Source organism: Cognatiluteimonas lumbrici, from assembly GCF_006476065.1.
GTDB lineage: Bacteria > Pseudomonadota > Gammaproteobacteria > Xanthomonadales > Xanthomonadaceae > Cognatiluteimonas > Cognatiluteimonas lumbrici.
In genome coordinates, this window is the sequence record NZ_ML636798.1 from 1,225,856 (window position 1) to 1,242,515 (window position 16,660).

Consider the following 16,660-nt stretch of genomic DNA (forward strand, 5'->3'; position numbering starts at 1 on the left):
GTGGATGGGGTGCCCGGAGCCGTCCGGGCCCGGCCGGGTCGCCGTCCGACCCGCCCCTCAGGTACGCACCCATGAAGCATTCCCCTGTTCTCCTCCCGTCGGCGCTGGCGGGCTCCCTTGCCGTCGCCCTGGTCGCCGCCATGCCCGCCCCTGCCGGCGCGCAGTCCGCGAAGGCCGAACTGACCATCGATGTCGCCACCCACGCCACGCCAGGCATGGCAGGCGGCGGGCTGGTCGGCCGGCTGGCGAGCCGCAGCGTCGCCAAGCCGCACTACGGCATGGCGCGCCATCCCGCGATGGCCGGCCGATACCTCGACGTGGCGCTGTACAACCCCGCCAGGCCGGGCGTGCCCGCGCAACAGGCCATTCCCAAGGGGCTGCGGCTGGGCCGGCAGCTGGACCTGCTGCCTCCCGAACGCGCGGGGCAGGCCAACGACGTCGGTGGCGATGCCGCCGCCAGCGTTGCCTTCGCCGACGGCGGTACCTACCGCGTCCGCTACTACTGGGGCTGCAGCACGCACGCCCGCAAGGGCCAGCCGATCGAGTATTCGGTGACCGTGCGCAACGGCAAGCCGGTGCAGACGGGGCGCGCGATGAAGCCGCGCTTCACCCCGGATCACATCGATCCCGAACGCGGCTACGTGCTGTGGCCGAACCAGGGCAGCCGCGATAACGTCTCGTCGCGGGCCTCGCTGGTGGGTGGCCACCACGTCACCGGCGACCGGGTGCCCGACGCGATGCGGTTCGAGCTCGCCGCCGCCCAGGACTTCATGCCGGAACTCGAGCCCGGGACCCGCGACAACGACGACGGCGGCGTGACACTGCACTGGGAAGGCGTCGCAGGCGCGCAGGCGTACTTCGCCCACGCCACCGTGTCCGACGGCGACACCGTGGTGATGTGGAGCAGTTCCGAGGACGGTTATGCCGGGCACGAGATGCTCGACTACCTCCCGGCCTCGAAGGTCGCGCAATGGATCCGCAAGCGGACCCTGATGGGCGCCGGCGCGCGCGAGTGCCAGATCCCGGTCGAAGTGTTCGCGGCCGGTGGTACCCCGATGCTGCAGATGGCGGCGCACGGCAGCGAGCGCACCCTCTCCGGGAATGGCTGGAACGCCCGCGTGCGCAACAAGTCCACCGCGATGCTCGTGCTCGGTGCCGACGGCGCCGCCCGGGACGCGGCGAAGCCGACCGCCAAGGAAGCGGCCAAGGGCATGTTGCGCGGCCTGCTGAGGCGCTGACATGGACAACCAGGAACAGAGTTCCGCGGCCAACCCCGGCGGCCCTGAACAAGGTTGGCCGCGCGCAAGGCGTGTCGCAAAGGCGACGGGCGCCTTCCTGCTGCTGTTGGCCAGCCGGCTGTGGGCCGGCCTGGTCCGCGGCTGGCAGGAACTCGGCCGGCGCGACGCCGCCGACATCGCCGCCGCCCGGGAAAAGGCACGGGCAGCGGGCGAGGGGGCGGACGGCGGACAGGGGCAGCGCAGGCGCAGCATCGCCGCCTGGTTGCCGAAGCGCCGTTCCGCGGCGGTTGCGCTGCTCCTCCTGGCCCTGTTGCTGCTGTGGCGTTGTGGCCGCGATGGCGCGCCGACCGGCAACCGGCCCGGCGTCGCCAGCGGCCCGCCGGCTCCCGCGTGCAACGGGCTGCTCGGGCACGAAGCCTGGACCGGACGGATCGCGTTCAGCCACCAGCGCGACGTCACCTCGGCCGATGGCGAGGACCACCTGAGCTACGCCTTCACCGTGGACGTCGGCGCGCAGCTGGCCGAGAGGACCCGCAGGCAGCACCGCGGAGCGGATTACCTGGTCCAGTACTTCCACCCCGAGCCACGCGGACGGGTCGATGCCCGGCAGGTGTTCGAGCAATTCGACCACCTCGGCCTGGCCTACCGCAGCAGCTTCGTCGGAAACGGCAGGCTGCAACGCCATGAGGAGGACATGTCCGAGGACGGATCGATGTTGTCCCTCACCCTCAAGGCCGATTGCTCCTACACGTTCCACCTGCAGGGCCAGGCCATGGGCAAGTCGGAGGTCTACAGCCGCCGCTCCGGCGACGCCCGGCCGGACGACATGCTGTGGCTCCCGGGGCTCCATGGCAGCGGCATCGCCGGGGATGGCTCCCGGCTCTCGGGAACCCGCGACTTCAAGTTGATGTCCTGGAGCCACCTCGACGAGACGCGGCACCTGTCCGACCGGGGTGACTGGATCCTCGAGCGCGACCTGGTCGAGGACGTCCTCGGACGGGACAACCTGGGCACGGTGTCCGTCACGTGGGAGTTCGAGGCGGTGGACTGACCGGGGCGAGAAACAAAAACCCCGCCGGCGGCGGGGTTTTTGCTGTAACGGGTTGCAGCTTCGGCGCTGGATCAGAAATCCATTCCGCCCATGCCGCCCATGCCGCCGCCGCCCGGCATCGCCGGCTCTTCCTTCTTCGGCAGCTCGGCGACCATCGCCTCGGTGGTGATCATCAGCCCGGCGATCGACGCCGCGTTCTGCAGCGCGGTGCGGGTGACCTTGGTCGGGTCCAGGATGCCGAACTCGACCATGTCGCCGAACTGGCCGTTGGCGGCGTTGTAACCGAAGTTGCCCTTGCCTTCCTTGACCTTGTTGACGATGACCGAGGGCTCCTCGCCGGCGTTGGTGACGATCTCGCGCAGCGGGGCCTCCATCGCGCGCAGGGCGATGGCGATGCCGTGGGTCTGGTCCTCGTTGTCGCCCTTGAGCGACTCGATCGCGGCCTTGGCGCGCAGCAGCGCGACGCCGCCGCCCGGGACCACGCCCTCTTCCACCGCGGCGCGGGTGGCGTGCAGCGCGTCCTCGACGCGGGCCTTCTTCTCCTTCATCTCGATCTCGGTCGAGGCACCGACCTTGATCACGGCCACGCCGCCGGCGAGCTTGGCCACGCGCTCCTGCAGCTTCTCGCGGTCGTAGTCCGAGGAGGTCTCCTCGATCTGCGCCTTGATCTGCTTGATGCGGGCCTCGATGTCGCCGGTGTTGCCGGCGCCGTCGATGATGGTGGTGTTCTCCTTGGAGACCTGCACCTTCTTGGCGCGGCCCAGGTCCTTGATCGTCGCCTTCTCGAGCGACAGGCCGACTTCCTCGGAGATCACGGTGCCGCCGGTGAGGATCGCCATGTCCTCCAGCATCGCCTTGCGGCGGTCGCCGAAGCCCGGGGCCTTGACCGCGCACACCTTGACGATGCCGCGGATGGTGTTGACCACCAGCGTCGCCAGCGCCTCGCCCTCGACTTCCTCGGCCACGATCAGCAGCGGCTTGCCGGCCTTGGCCACGCCCTCGAGCACCGGCAGCAGGTCGCGCACGTTCGAGATCTTCTTGTCGTGCAGCAGGATGTACGGATCTTCCAGCTCGGCCGACATCGACTGCTGGTTGTTGATGAAGTACGGCGACAGGTAGCCGCGGTCGAACTGCATGCCCTCGACCACGTCCAGCTCGTTCTCCAGGCCCGAGCCTTCCTCGACCGTGATCACGCCTTCCTTGCCGACCTTCTTCATCGCGTCGGCGATGATGTTGCCGATCGACTCGTCGGAGTTGGCGGAGATGGTGCCGACCTGGGCGATGGCCTTGTCGTCGGCGGTGGGCTTGCTGATGTTCTTGAGCTCGGCGACGGCCGCGACCACGGCCTTGTCGATGCCGCGCTTGAGGTCCATCGGGTTCATGCCGGCGGCGACGGCCTTCGCACCCTCGCGGATCAGCGCCTGCGCCAGCACGGTCGCGGTGGTGGTGCCGTCACCGGCGTTGTCGGAGGTCTTGGAAGCGACTTCCTTGACCATCTGCGCGCCCATGTTCTCGAACTTGTCCTGCAGCTCGATCTCCTTGGCGACGGACACGCCGTCCTTGGTGATCGTCGGCGAGCCGTAGCTCTTCTCGAGCACGACGTTGCGGCCCTTCGGGCCCAGGGTGGCCTTGACGGCATTGGCGAGCGCGTTGACGCCGCGCACCATCTTGGAGCGCGCGTCTTCGCCGAAGCGGATTTCCTTGGCAGCCATGTGCATTTACCTCTGAAAGTCTTGTGTTCGGGGAGGGGATCAGCCGAGGACGGCGAGGATGTCGTCTTCCTTCACCACCAGGTACTCGGTGCCGTCGAGCTTCACCTCGGTGCCGGAGTACTTGCCGAACAGCACCTTGTCGCCGGCCTTGACCTTGGGCGCGCGCAGCGAACCGTTGTCCAGCGCCTTGCCCTCGCCGACCGCGACCACTTCGCCCTTGATCGGCTTCTCGGCGGCGGTGTCGGGGATGACGATGCCGCCCGCGGACATCTTTTCCTCTTCCATGCGCTTGATGACGACGCGGTCGTAAAGCGGCTTGATATTCATTGCAGACCTCGCAAGTACTTGATTGTTCGGGATTTGTTGGACAACGAGGGCCGCGATGTTAGCAGTCGCCCATGGCGAGTGCCAGCATCGCGGCAAGAAAACGCCCGCCAGGCGGGACTGCAGGGGAAATGGGGCGACGTGCGCGGGATTCAAGTCCCCGCGGGCAAAAAAAAGAGCGCGCATCCCAGGGGAGGATGCGCGCTCCGGGGTCCGACCGAATCGGGGCCGGCCGCCCAATCGGCCGGGTCCCGACTGCCTGTCGCCCGACCGGGGTCGGGTGCAACATCCATGTCGTGGCCTGCAGCATGGACAGGTCAAACGGGTTTTGGAAGCGCGCGCACGAGGACGGGGGGCTAGTTTTGATAGCCACTTGCCGCTCGATGCCCGGCAATGAGCGGCGAGCTGCACAGTTTTGACAGTCGGCTATCAAAACTAGACAAGAACGGGCTATTCTTGGTCACCGGGTGAGTTATCATAGCCGGATGCAGGATCTCTCCAGCCCCACCGCCGCCGCCCAGCGGATCCGGATCGCCCGGCGGGCCGCGGGCCTGTCGCAGGCCCAACTGGCCCTGGAGCTGGGCGTGCAGCGCAGCGCGGTCAGCCATTGGGAAGCGCAGCGCGGCAAGCCCAGCGTCAACCACCTGCGCAAGCTCGCGCTGGCCACCGGCGTGCAGTTCGAGTGGCTGGCCACCGGGCGCGGCTCGATGACGCCGTCGGGCGACGCGCTCGATTCGATCGCCGCGGTGGACGCCCTGCTGGTGGACGATCCGCAGGAGCGGCGGCTGCTCTCGGCGTTCCGCGATGCGCCCGCGCAGTCGCGGGTGCCGCTGCTCGAGCTCGCCGAACAGCTGGCGCAGCAGCGCACCGGCCGCCGCGCGCGCGGCGGCGCCGTGGAGTGAAGCGATGAGCGACGTGCTGGTCTGCCTGTGCACCTGCCCCGACCGCGCCATCGGCCAGCGCATCGCCGAAGCGCTGGTCGGCGAGAACCTTGCGGCCTGCGTGAATATCCTGCCCGGCGTGCATTCGGTGTACCGCTGGCACGGCGCGGTCGAACACGCCGACGAGGTGCTGCTGCTGGCCAAGACCACGCGCGCGCGGATGGACGCGCTGCAGGCGCGGCTGCTGGAATTGCATCCCTATGAACTGCCGGAGCTGCTCGCGGTCGAAGCCGTGGGCGGCCTGCCCGCCTATCTCGACTGGGTTGCCAATGCCAACTGACCGCCTGCGCCGATGGCTGGCGCACCCTGCCCTCGCCCTGGTCGCGGGCGCGTTGCTCGCGCTGGTCGCCGCGCCGTCGCTGGCGGCGGATCCGGACGACCTGTTGCCGGTGGACGAGGCCTTCGCCCTGACCGCGAGCGCGCCCTCCCGCGACCGCATCGAGCTCGAGTGGAAGATCGCCGACGGCTACTACCTGTACCGGCACCGCACCTCGGCGACACCGCTGGGGGGCTTCAGCGCCGGGACGTTGCAGATGCCGGACGGCAAGCGCCACGTCGACGAGTTCTTCGGTGAAGTCGAGACCTACCGCGGACGGCTGCAGGCGGTGTTGCCCGGCGTCGCGGATGCCGGCGCCGGTTCGGTCACGCTCGAGGTGAAGTACCAGGGCTGCGCCGACATCGGCGTCTGCTATCCGCCGCAGAAACGCACGCTCACGGTCTCCCTTCCGGCGGACGGCGGCGCCACCGGCCTGGTGCTGCCCGGCGCCGCGCCGCGGGGACTCAGGCTGCCGGGCGTCGGTGCCGGCGCGCCGTTGCCCGAGGCCCAGGCCTTCGGGTTCGAGGCCATCGTCGGCGACGCCACCACCCTGCTGCTGCGCTTCACCCCGGCCGAGGGCTACTACCTGTACCGCGACCGCAGCGGATTCCGGATCGAAGGCGCCGCGGGCGTCGCGGCCGGCGCCCCGCGCTGGCCCGAGGGCACCCGCTACAACGACGACTACTTCGGCGACCAGGTCGTCTACTTCGACCAGGTGGACGTGCCGCTGCCGCTGTCGCGCGCGGACGGCGAACCGGCCGAGGTGCGCGTGGTCGCGACCTTCCAGGGCTGCCAGGACGGCGGCATCTGCTATCCGCCGATGACCCGCAGCGTGTCGCTGTCGCTGCCGGCGGCCAGCGCCGCGGAACTCGCGCTCGCGGCCGATGCCGCCGCCGGGAACGCCGCGCCGCGGCCCGCGGCGGCCACGGGCACCGGACTGTTGCTGGCGCTGCTGATGGCGCTGGCGGGCGGCGTGATCCTCAACCTGATGCCTTGCGTGCTGCCGGTGCTGGCGCTGAAGGCGCTGTCGCTGGCGGACAGCGGCGAGCGCGCGCGCAGCCACGCGCTCTGGTACACCGCCGGCGTGCTCGCGAGCTTCCTCGCGGTGGGCGCGCTGGTGCTGGCGCTGCGCGCGGCCGGGCAGGCACTGGGCTGGGGCTTCCAGCTGCAACAGCCGCTGGTGGTGGCGGTGCTGGCCTACGTGATGTTCGCGGTCGGCCTGAGCCTCTCGGGCGTGTTCTCGATCGGCCTCGGCCTGGCCGGCGCCGGGCAGTCGCTGGCCGCCCGCCAGGGGCCGGCCGGCGACTTCATGACCGGCGTGCTCGCGGTGGTGATCGCGAGCCCGTGCACCGCACCCTTCATGGTCGCGGCGCTGGCGTTCGCCTTCACCGCCCCGGCGGCCTTGGCGATGCTCGTGTTCCTGGCGCTCGGCCTCGGCCTGGCGCTGCCGTTCCTGCTGATCGGCTTCGTGCCGGCGCTGGCCCGGCGCCTCCCGCGCCCGGGCGCGTGGATGGACACGCTCAAGCAGGTGCTCGCGTTCCCGATGTACCTGACCGCGGTGTGGCTGCTGTGGGTGCTCGGCCAGCAGCGCGGCGTGGACGCGATCGCGATCGCGCTGGGCGGGCTGGTGCTGCTGGCGCTGGCCGCGTGGTGGCTGTCGCGGCTGCGTTTCCGCAAGGCGCCGCTGCAGCGGGTGCTGGCGCTCGCGCTGCTGCTGCTGGCGGCGTGGCCGTTGGCGATCGTGGCGCGGATGCCGGTGCCGGCCCCCGCGACGGCCGCCAGCGCCGATGGCATCGAGCCGTGGTCGCCCGAGCGGCTCGCGGAACTGCGCGCCGAGGGCCGCGTGGTGTTCGTGGACATGACCGCGGACTGGTGCGTCACCTGCAAGGCCAACGAGAAGGCAGTGCTCTCGCGCGCGCCGTTCAAGGACGCGATGCGCGACGCCGACGCCGTCTTCCTGCAGGGCGACTGGACCAGCGCCGACCCGCGGATCACCGATTTCCTCGGCGCGCACGGCGCGGTCGGCGTGCCGTTCTACATCGTCTATCCCGCAGGCGGCGGCGAGGGCGAAGTGCTGCCGACGGTGCTCACCGCCAACATCGTGGTCGACGCGCTGCGCCGCGCCGCGGCCGGCACGCGCCCGTGAAGCACGGCAGGGTCCTGCTGGTGGCGCTCGCCGCCGGCACGCTCGGCCTGGTCGCCAGCGTGCTGACCACAGGGCCCGGTCCGCTGTGGCGCACCGAGGCCGGGCAACGGCTGCTGGGTGCGGCCATCGATGCGACCGCACCGGAGCCGCCGCCGGGCGTGGCCGTCGCGCGCCGTGGCGACACCATCCCGGTGCTGCAACTGCAGGACCTCGACGGTCGTCCCGCGGAATTCCCCGGCGAGCACGCCGGGCGGCCGCTGCTGGTCAACCTGTGGGCGTCCTGGTGCGGCCCCTGCATCGAGGAGATGCCCGAACTGCAGCGCTTCGCCGAGGCCCAGGGCAGCGACGGCGTGCAGGTAGTCGGCATCGCGCTCGACGAGGCCGTGGCGGTGCGCGACTTCCTGCGCCGGGTGCCGGTGGACTATCCGATCCTGCTCGACGCGCCCGGCCCGGCCGACGCCGGCGTGCGCCTGGGCAATCCGCGCGGCGTGCTGCCCTATTCGATCCTGGTCGCCGCCGACGGCCGCGTGCTGAAGCAGCGGATAGGGCCCTTCTCGGCCGGCGAAATCGACGACTGGGCGAGGCCCTGAATCAAACATTCGCTTGAATTTCGGCGAACATCGGCGAACTGGACAGCATCGACCGCATCGCGCAGACTGCGCCCCCTGTCCTTTCCGCTCGAGGCCCATGGCCCGACTGCTGCTCCTGCACGGCCCCAACCTCAACCTGCTCGGCAGCCGCGAGCCGGAGGTCTATGGCCGCGCCACCCTGGCCGAGATCGACGCCGACCTGGCCGCGCGCGCCACGGCCGCGGGACACCAGCTCGAGAGCCTGCAGTCGAACAGCGAGTCGGTGCTGGTCGACCGCGTCCAGGCGGCCGCCGGCGACGGCACCGGCTTCATCCTCGTCAACCCGGCCGCGTTCACCCACACCTCCGTGGCCTTGCGCGACGCGCTGGCCGCGGTCGCGATCCCGTTCATCGAGATCCACCTGTCCAATCCGCACGCACGCGAACCCTTCCGCCACGCCAGCTTCTTCAGCGACCTGGCCGTGGGCGTGATCAGCGGTTTCGGCGCCGACAGCTACCGTTACGCGCTGGACGCCGCGATCGCGCGGCTGGCCCCGGCCTGACCAGACACAAGACACATTCCGAATCCAAGCAAAGAGAACCGCCATGGATCTGCGCAAGATCAAGAAGCTCATCGACCTGCTCGAGGAATCCAACCTCGCCGAGATCGAGATCAAGGAGGGCGAGGAGTCGGTCCGCCTCGCCCGCGTCGGCACCCACGTGGTCGCGCATGCGCAGCCGGCGCCGCCGGCCCCCGCGCCGGCGGCGATGCCGATGCAGTCGCCGGTGCAGGCCGCGACCGGCGGCGCGCCGAAGCCCGCCGCCGAGCAGTTGCCGGACGGCACCGTCGTGCGCTCGCCCATGGTCGGCACCTTCTACGCCGCGCCGGCGCCGGACAAGCCGCCGTTCGTCACCGTGGGCCAGTCGGTCAAGGCCGGCGACACCCTCGCGATCGTCGAGGCGATGAAGATGTTCAACCCGATCGAGTCCGACGTGTCCGGCACGGTGCTCAAGGTCCTGATCGAGAGCGGCCAGCCGGTGGAGTTCGACCAGCCGCTGTTCGTGATCGGCTGAGGCGCGCCCCATGCCAGCCCGAATCCAGCTCGACAAGGTCGTGATCGCCAACCGCGGCGAGATCGCGCTGCGCATCCTGCGCGCGTGCCACGCGCTGGGCATCCGCACGGTGGCGGTGCACTCCACCGTCGACCGCAACCTCAAGCACGTCGCCATGGCCGACGAGTCTGTGTGCATCGGCCCCGCGCCGTCGGCGCAGAGCTACCTCGACATGGCCGCGATCATCGCCGCCGCCGAGGTCACCGACGCGCAGGCGATCCACCCCGGCTACGGCTTCCTCGCCGAGAACGCCGACTTCGCCGAGCGGGTCGAGAAGTCCGGCTTCGTGTTCATCGGCCCGAAGGCCGACACCATCCGCCTGATGGGCGACAAGGTCGAGGCGATCCGCGCGATGAAGGAGGCCGGCGTGCCGTGCGTGCCCGGCAGCGGCGGTCCGCTCGGCGACGACGTCGAGGAGAACCTGCGCATCGGCCGCGAGATCGGCTACCCGGTGATCGTCAAGGCGGCCGGCGGCGGCGGCGGGCGCGGCATGCGCGTGGTCCACACCGAGGCCGCGCTGGCCAACGCCATCGCCACCACCAAGCAGGAAGCCAAGGCCGCGTTCGGCAACGACATGGTCTACATGGAGAAGTTCCTGGAGAACCCGCGCCACGTGGAGATCCAGGTGCTCGCCGACGGCCAGGGCAACGCCATCCACCTGGGCGAGCGCGACTGCTCGATGCAGCGCCGCCACCAGAAGGTCGTCGAGGAGGCTCCCGCCCCCGGCATCACCGCCGAGCAGCGCGCGGAGATCGGCAAGGTCTGCACCGAGGCCTGCATCCGCATCGGCTACCGCGGCGCCGGCACCTTCGAGTTCCTTTACGAGAACGGCCGCTTCTACTTCATCGAGATGAACACCCGCATCCAGGTCGAACACCCGGTCACCGAGATGGTCACCGGCGTCGACCTGATCCGCGAGCAGCTCAGCATCGCCGCCGGCAACAGGCTGTCCCTGAAGCAGGAGGACATCGTGCTGGAGGGGCATGCGATCGAGTGCCGCATCAACGCCGAGGACCCGGAGACGTTCCTGCCCTCGCCCGGCCTCATCCAGCACTTCCACAGCCCCGGCGGCCCCGGCGTGCGCGTGGACTCGCACATCTACGAGGGCTACCGCGTACCCCCGAACTACGACTCGATGATCGGCAAGCTGATCGTGCACGGGCCCGACCGCGCCACCGCGATCGCGCGCATGCGCGTGGCGCTCAGCGAAATGGTGGTGGACGGGATCAAGACCAACATCCCGCTGCAGCAGCGGATCATGGCCGACGGCGGCTTCCAGGAAGGCGGGCGCAACATCCACTACCTGGAGAAGCGCCTCGCCGAGCAGAAGGACAAGTCGCTCTCGATCGCCTGACCGGGAGCGCGCGCGATGCCCTTCCTCGAACTGTCGGTGCGCTGCCGCGCCCAGGAGCAGCCGCGTTGCGAGCGCGCGCTCGAAGACGTCGGAGCGCTTGCGGTGACCCTGCTCGACGCCGACGCCGCCAGCGGCAACGAGCGCGCGATCCTGGAGCCCGGCGTCGGCGAGACGCCGCTGTGGGATGCGGTCACCCTGAGCGCGCTGTTCCCGGCCGATGCCGACGGGCTGCTGCTGCTCGCGGCGCTGGAGAGCTTCGACCCGGGGCTGGACTGGGCCACGGCCTCGTTCCGCAAGGTCGAGGACCAGGACTGGGAACGGGCGTGGATGGACACCTACGCGCCGCTGCGCTTCGGGCGGCGCACCTGGATCGTGCCCTGGAACCGCGAGCTGCCGGAAGGCGCCGACGCCGGCGATGCCGCGGTGGTGCGGCTCGATCCCGGCCTGGCCTTCGGCTCGGGGACCCATCCCACGACCGCGCTGTGCCTGCGCTGGCTCGACGGCCTGGCCGACGACGGCCTGCTGCAGGGCACCGACGTCCTCGACTTCGGTTGCGGCAGCGGCATCCTCGCGCTCGCGGCGCTGAAACTCGGCGCCGCGCGCGCCACCGGCGTGGACAACGATCCGCAGGCGCTGCTCGCCAGTGCCGACAATGCCCGCCGCAACGCGGTCGACGAACGACTGGCCCTGTTCCTGCCGGAGGACGAACCGGCACGCACCTACCCGGTGGTGGTGGCCAACATCCTGGCATCTGCCCTGGATGCGCTCGCCGCGACCCTGGCCGCGCGCGTGGCACCGGGCGGCCGCATCGCGCTGTCCGGGATCCTCGCCGGCCAGGAGGACGCGCTACTGGACCGCTACGGCGAATGGTTCGCCGACCTCGAGACGGCCCGCGAAGAAGACTGGATCCGCATCACCGGCACTCGCTTGTAGGAGCGGCGCTGGCGCCGCGACCAGGCAAAAGCTCGCCGCCATGGCGGCTCCCACGGGTCGCGGCGCCAGCGCCGCTCCTACACTAGACTTCGTGCATGGCCCGCCACCTGCCGTCGTTCATCCGCCCGCCCGTCGCCGACACGGCCGATGCGCCACCCGCGAAGCGCGACTGGCGCCCGTTCGTGGCGATCGCTGCGCTCTTGCTGCTGTTGCTGCTGCAGGTGCTGCTGGCGGACCGCGAGCGGCTCGCCGCCGACGCCACCTGGCGGCCGCTCGTGGCCGGGACCTGCGCCATCCTGCAGTGCGAGCTGCCGGCCTGGCGGGAACCGGCCGCGTTCACCCTGGTCCGGCGCGACGTGCGTCCCAATCCGACGCGCCCGGGCGTGCTGCGGGTAAGCGCCAGCTTCCGCAACGACGCGGTGTGGCAGCAGGCCTGGCCGATGTTGGTCCTCACGCTCTCCGACATCGACGGTCGCCGCGTCGGCGCCCGCGCATTCCGTCCCGATGAATACATGGGCGACGCGACCCTGCCGCCGACCATCGCCAGCGGCGCCGAGGTCGCGGTCGAGATGGACATCCTCGAGCCGGCCCCGGACGTGGTCGCCTTCACCTTCGATTTCCGCTGACAGCGTCCCGGTTCCGTGCGCGTCGCCGTGGCACGTGCGACCCCGGCGCGCTAGACTCGTCCACCCGCCGGCGCTCGGCCGGCGGCGTGTCATGAGTCACCGGGGACCCAGCTTGAACGCCGTCGACCGCACCGAATCCTCCCGCACGGGCACGCGTCCGCCACTACGCGACCACGTCGCCAACTCGGTGCGCCGCTACCTGCGCGACCTGGACGGTTGCGAGGCCAACGACCTCTACGAAATCGCGCTGCGCGAGCTGGAGATCCCGTTGTTCGCCGAGGTGCTCAACCACTGCGAAGGCAACCAGAGCAGGGCCGCGGCGATGCTCGGCATCCACCGCGCGACGCTGCGCAAGAAGCTGCGCGAATACGGGATCGGTTGAGCATGGGCGACCACGTCCGCGTGCGCCGCGCGCTGCTGTCGGTGTCCGACAAGACCGGCCTGGTGGACTTCGCCAGGGCCCTGGCGCGCCACGGCGCCACCCTGCTCTCCACCGGCGGCACCGCCCGCGCGCTGCGCGAGGCCGGCCTGGAGGTCACCGACGTCAGCGAGGCCACCGGCTTCCCGGAAATGATGGACGGCCGGGTCAAGACCCTGCACCCGGTGGTGCACGGCGGCCTGCTCGGCCGCGCCGGGCTGGACGAGGCGGTGATGGCGGAGCACGGCATCCCTCCGATCGACCTGCTGGTGCTGAACCTCTACCCGTTCGAGAAGGTCTCCGCAGACCCGTCCAGCAGCCTCGGGGAGATCGTCGAGAACATCGACATCGGCGGCCCGGCCATGCTCCGCTCGGCGGCCAAGAACTTCGCCCGCGTGGCGGTGGCCACCGATCCGGCGCAGTACCAGGCCATCGTCGCCGAGCTCGACGCCAGCGACGGCGCGCTGTCGGCGAAGACCCGCTTCGCGCTGTCGGTGGCCGCGTTCAACCGCGTCGCGCAGTACGACGCCTGCATCAGCGACTACCTGTCCTCGCTCGGCGAGGACGGCCAGCGCGGGCTGTTCCCCGCCCAGCAGAACAGCAATTTCGTGAAGGTCATGGACCTGCGCTACGGCGAGAACCCGCACCAGCAGGCCGCGTTCTACCGCGACCTGTGGCCGGTGCCGGGCACGCTGGCGACCTTCACCCAGCTGCAGGGCAAGGAGCTTTCGTACAACAACCTGGCCGACGCGGACGCGGCGTGGGAATGCGTGCGCCAGTTCGCCGCGCCCGCCTGCGTGATCGTCAAGCATGCCAATCCCTGCGGGGTGGCCGAGGCGGCCGGCGTCGGCGAGGCCTACGAGGCCGCGTACGCGACCGATCCGACCTCGGCGTTCGGCGGCATCATCGCCTTCAACCGGCCGCTGGATGGCGCCACCGCCAGGGCGATCCTCGACCGCCAGTTCGTCGAGGTGCTGATCGCCCCGGGCTACGACGACGAGGCGCTGGCGTACGCGAAGAAGAAGGCCAACGTGCGCGTGCTGCGCATCCCGCACGGCGACGGCCGCAACAACTTCGACGTGAAACGCGTCGGCTCCGGCCTGCTGATGCAGACCAGCGACCTCCGCGAGGTCGCGCGCGACGAACTCCGCGTGGTCACGAAGCTGGCACCCACCGACGCCCAGCTCGACGACCTGCTGTTCGCCTGGCGCGTGGCCAAGTTCGTGAAGTCGAACGCCATCGTCTACGCGAAGGACCGGCACACGATCGGCGTCGGCGCGGGACAGATGAGCCGGGTGTACTCGGCGCGCATCGCGGGCATCAAGGCCAACGACGCCAGGTTGGAAGTGCCCGGCTCGGTGATGGCCTCCGACGCGTTCTTGCCGTTCCGCGACGGCATCGACGCGGCGGCGGAAGCCGGGATCCGCGCGGTGATCCAGCCCGGCGGATCGATGCGCGACGCCGAGGTCATCGCGGCCGCGGACGAGCACGGCATCGCGATGGTGTTCACCGGAGTCCGACACTTCAGGCATTAGGCTGCGCTAGCGGGATGCTCGCGGCGCGGGCGCCGCACCTACAGGGGTCGTGGATGAAGGTTCTGGTCATCGGTTCGGGCGGGCGCGAGCATGCCCTGGCGTGGAAGCTGGCACAGTCGCACCGCTGCAGCGAGGTGCTGGTCGCCCCGGGCAACGCGGGCACCGCGCGCGAGCCCGGTTGCCGCAACGTGGACGTCGCCGCCACCGACATCGAGGGCCTGGTGGCCCTGGTCGAACGCGAAGGCATCTCGCTCACCGTGGTCGGCCCGGAGGCGCCGCTGGTCGCCGGCGTGGTGGACGCGTTCCGCGCGCGCGGCCACCGCATCTTCGGTCCGACCGCGGCCGCGGCGAGGCTCGAGGGCAGCAAGGCCTTCGCCAAGGAATTCATGCAACGCCACGGCATCCCGACCGCGCACCATGCCGTGCACACCGAGGTCGAGCCCGCGCTCGCCTACATCCGCGAGAAAGGCGCGCCGATCGTAGTCAAGGCCGACGGACTGGCCGCCGGCAAGGGCGTGATCGTCGCCACCACGCTGGAAGAGGCCGAGGCCGCCGTACGCGACATGCTGTCCGGCAACGCCTTCGGCGACGCCGGCGCGCGCGTGGTCATCGAGGAGTTCCTCGAGGGCGAGGAAGCGACCTTCATCGCCATGGTGGACGGGCGCCATGCGCTGCCGATGGCGACCTCGCAGGACCACAAGCGGGTCGGCGACGGCGACACCGGCCCCAACACCGGCGGCATGGGCGCCTATTCGCCCGCCCCGGTGGTGACGCCGGAGATCGAGGAGCGCATCCTGCGCGAGGTCGTGGCGCCGACCGTGCGCGGCATGGCCGCGGACGGCGTGCCGTTCACCGGCTTCCTTTACGCCGGGCTGATGATCGGCCCCGACGGCGCGCCGAAGGTGATCGAGTACAACGTGCGCTTCGGCGACCCGGAGACGCAGCCAGTCATGATGCGGCTGCGATCGGACCTGCTGCAGCACGTCGAGGACGCGGTGCACGGGCGCCTGCAGCGCAGCCGCGCGCTGTGGGACCCGCGCCCGGCGCTGGGCGTCGTCATGGCGGCCGAGGGCTATCCCGGCAAGCCGCGCACGGGCGACCCGATCAACTCGCTGGACGCGCCGGACGTGGAGGACAGCAAGGTGTTCCATGCCGGCACCCGCCTCGACGGCGGGCAGGTGGTGACCGCCGGCGGGCGCGTGCTGTGCGTGTGCGCGCTCGGCGACACCGTCGCGGACGCCCAGCAGCGCGCCTACGCCGAGATCGCAGGGATCTCGTGGCAGGGCGAGTTCCACCGCCACGACATCGGCTGGCGCGCGATCGAACGCGAGAGGGCCGCCTCCTGACTTGGAGGCGGCCGCCGCACGCCTGGCTATTGCATCCGGTTCTCCACGTCGGCGACGCCGTTCATCCCGGCGAGCTCGCGGGTGACGGACGCGACTTCGTCCGGGCTTGCCGAACCACTGAGCACCACGTGCCCATCGTTGACCTCGACGGAAATATCGCCCGGCCGGTCGACCAAATGCCCGAGTTCCGAGCGGATGCGCGCCTCGAGCTTCTCGTCGCTGACCGGTGCGTCGTCCATCGCCGAACCCACTTCCGCCATCGCGCCGTGGGCGCGGTCGGAAGTGCGGCGCGCGACCCTGCGCGCACCCTGTTCCAGGTCGTTGGCCGCCGACACGCCCTTGTCGCGCGCGAGCGCGCGGCGACGGCGACCGGCCTCGGGATCGAGGAAATACATCGCGGCGGCGCCCGCGGCGAACACGGTGGCGGCCTTCATCAATCCGTTCATGCGTGGAACCTCCGTTGCTGCATTGGCTGGAGGCCCATGCTGCCAACGCAAAGGCAAAATCCGCGCGAAGAAAAAACAGGGCTAGGAAGAACAGGACACGCGCGAAGCGCGGCACGTGTCAGCCGCGGCTGGAGAGCTCCCTGACCAGGTCGCGCACCAGGCGGCGCTGCGCCGCGGGCAGGTTGAGGTAGGCGTCGATCATCGCGCGGTCCTGCGCGTGCAGCCCGTCCCAGATGCCGCGGCCCTCGCCCAGGCGGCGGCCACCGTACTGCAGCTCGTGCGGATTCAGTCCCACCAGCGCCGCAAGCACGCGCATCTTGTCCTGGCGCGGGATCGCGCGCCCGTTCAGCCACATGGACACCGCCTGCGCGGTGACCGGCGGGCCGTTGTAGCGCGCGTTGAAGCGCTTCTCGATCACCGCCGCGCTCTGCTCGATGCCGGCCGCCGCCAGCGCGTTGCGCAGGCGGGCGGAGAACTCGGCCTTCTCGTCCTTCATGCACCCGACGTTAGGCCGCGCGCGCGGCGGGAACGCAAATATTGGTTTTCCGAAACCGTAAATGTTGCTTCCGGTCGCGTCCGGCCGGGCCCGCCGG

Annotated in this window: 18 protein-coding genes; 14 read left to right on the top strand and 4 right to left on the bottom strand. The window is 70.7% G+C overall.

Annotated elements, in window-relative coordinates:
* The first annotated feature begins 71 nt into the window (after positions 1-71).
* Complete coding sequence (locus tag E4F25_RS05905) at positions 72-1,238, top strand: hypothetical protein (RefSeq protein ID WP_140909260.1); 1,167 nt, start codon at positions 72-74, stop codon at positions 1,236-1,238.
* Position 1,239: 1 nt separating this feature from the next.
* Positions 1,240-2,289 carry a hypothetical protein gene (locus tag E4F25_RS05910; RefSeq protein ID WP_140909261.1) on the top strand — a complete coding sequence of 350 codons (1,050 nt, stop codon included), beginning with the start codon at positions 1,240-1,242 and terminating at the stop codon, positions 2,287-2,289.
* A 71-nt stretch (positions 2,290-2,360) separates the two neighbouring features.
* Here the strand turns inward: E4F25_RS05910 and groL are convergent, their stop codons facing one another.
* Both groL and groES read right to left on the bottom strand, forming a co-directional pair.
* A complete protein-coding gene (gene groL, locus E4F25_RS05915; protein WP_140909262.1) occupies positions 2,361-4,001 on the bottom strand; it encodes a chaperonin GroEL in 1,641 nt (546 codons plus the stop codon).
* A gap of 39 nt (positions 4,002-4,040) precedes the next feature.
* Positions 4,041-4,328, bottom strand: coding sequence for a co-chaperone GroES (gene groES / locus E4F25_RS05920; RefSeq protein WP_140909263.1), 288 nt, complete (start codon positions 4,326-4,328; stop codon positions 4,041-4,043).
* 482 nt (positions 4,329-4,810) lie between these two features.
* On the opposite strand from groES, the gene E4F25_RS05925 reads away from it, so the two are divergent.
* The 12 genes from E4F25_RS05925 to purD all read left to right on the top strand — a co-directional run bounded on the left by E4F25_RS05925 (position 4,811) and on the right by purD (position 15,621).
* Complete coding sequence (locus E4F25_RS05925; protein WP_140909264.1) at positions 4,811-5,227, top strand: helix-turn-helix transcriptional regulator; 417 nt, start codon at positions 4,811-4,813, stop codon at positions 5,225-5,227.
* A gap of 4 nt (positions 5,228-5,231) precedes the next feature.
* Complete coding sequence (cutA, locus tag E4F25_RS05930; RefSeq protein WP_140909265.1) at positions 5,232-5,546, top strand: divalent-cation tolerance protein CutA; 315 nt, start codon at positions 5,232-5,234, stop codon at positions 5,544-5,546.
* A complete protein-coding gene (locus E4F25_RS05935) occupies positions 5,536-7,728 on the top strand; it encodes a protein-disulfide reductase DsbD family protein (protein WP_140909266.1) in 2,193 nt (730 codons plus the stop codon). The genes cutA and E4F25_RS05935 overlap by 11 nt, the downstream gene beginning before the upstream one ends.
* The gene (locus E4F25_RS05940) at positions 7,725-8,318 is read left to right on the top strand and encodes a TlpA family protein disulfide reductase (RefSeq protein WP_246069783.1); all 594 of its coding nucleotides are present in this window, start codon (positions 7,725-7,727) and stop codon (positions 8,316-8,318) included. The genes E4F25_RS05935 and E4F25_RS05940 overlap by 4 nt, the downstream gene beginning before the upstream one ends.
* A gap of 97 nt (positions 8,319-8,415) precedes the next feature.
* Entirely contained in the window at positions 8,416-8,859 is a 444-nt protein-coding gene (gene aroQ, locus E4F25_RS05945) for a type II 3-dehydroquinate dehydratase (RefSeq protein WP_140909267.1), read from the top strand.
* A gap of 43 nt (positions 8,860-8,902) precedes the next feature.
* Positions 8,903-9,370 carry an acetyl-CoA carboxylase biotin carboxyl carrier protein gene (gene accB / locus E4F25_RS05950; RefSeq protein WP_140909268.1) on the top strand — a complete coding sequence of 156 codons (468 nt, stop codon included), beginning with the start codon at positions 8,903-8,905 and terminating at the stop codon, positions 9,368-9,370.
* 10 nt (positions 9,371-9,380) lie between these two features.
* Positions 9,381-10,763 (top strand): acetyl-CoA carboxylase biotin carboxylase subunit, encoded by a 1,383-nt coding sequence (gene accC, locus E4F25_RS05955; protein WP_140909269.1) that lies wholly within the window; start codon positions 9,381-9,383, stop codon positions 10,761-10,763.
* 15 nt (positions 10,764-10,778) lie between these two features.
* A complete protein-coding gene (prmA, locus tag E4F25_RS05960) occupies positions 10,779-11,696 on the top strand; it encodes a 50S ribosomal protein L11 methyltransferase (protein WP_140909270.1) in 918 nt (305 codons plus the stop codon).
* Positions 11,697-11,791: 95 nt separating this feature from the next.
* Positions 11,792-12,322: a DUF3426 domain-containing protein gene (locus E4F25_RS05965; protein ID WP_140909271.1), complete on the top strand. Its 531-nt coding sequence runs from the start codon at positions 11,792-11,794 to the stop codon at positions 12,320-12,322.
* Between the two features lie 91 nt (positions 12,323-12,413).
* Entirely contained in the window at positions 12,414-12,704 is a 291-nt protein-coding gene (gene fis / locus E4F25_RS05970; protein ID WP_455423386.1) for a DNA-binding transcriptional regulator Fis, read from the top strand.
* Between the two features lie 2 nt (positions 12,705-12,706).
* On the top strand, positions 12,707-14,275 hold the full coding sequence (gene purH, locus E4F25_RS05975) for a bifunctional phosphoribosylaminoimidazolecarboxamide formyltransferase/IMP cyclohydrolase (protein ID WP_140909273.1): 1,569 nt from the start codon (positions 12,707-12,709) through the stop codon (positions 14,273-14,275).
* Between the two features lie 53 nt (positions 14,276-14,328).
* Positions 14,329-15,621, top strand: coding sequence for a phosphoribosylamine--glycine ligase (purD, locus tag E4F25_RS05980; RefSeq protein WP_140909274.1), 1,293 nt, complete (start codon positions 14,329-14,331; stop codon positions 15,619-15,621).
* 26 nt (positions 15,622-15,647) lie between these two features.
* Here purD and E4F25_RS05985 read toward each other — a convergent pair whose 3' ends face one another.
* Both E4F25_RS05985 and E4F25_RS05990 read right to left on the bottom strand, forming a co-directional pair.
* Positions 15,648-16,067: a BON domain-containing protein gene (locus tag E4F25_RS05985; protein ID WP_140909275.1), complete on the bottom strand. Its 420-nt coding sequence runs from the start codon at positions 16,065-16,067 to the stop codon at positions 15,648-15,650.
* Between the two features lie 118 nt (positions 16,068-16,185).
* Positions 16,186-16,563, bottom strand: coding sequence for a transcriptional regulator (locus E4F25_RS05990; protein ID WP_140909276.1), 378 nt, complete (start codon positions 16,561-16,563; stop codon positions 16,186-16,188).
* Positions 16,564-16,660: the final 97 nt, after the last annotated feature.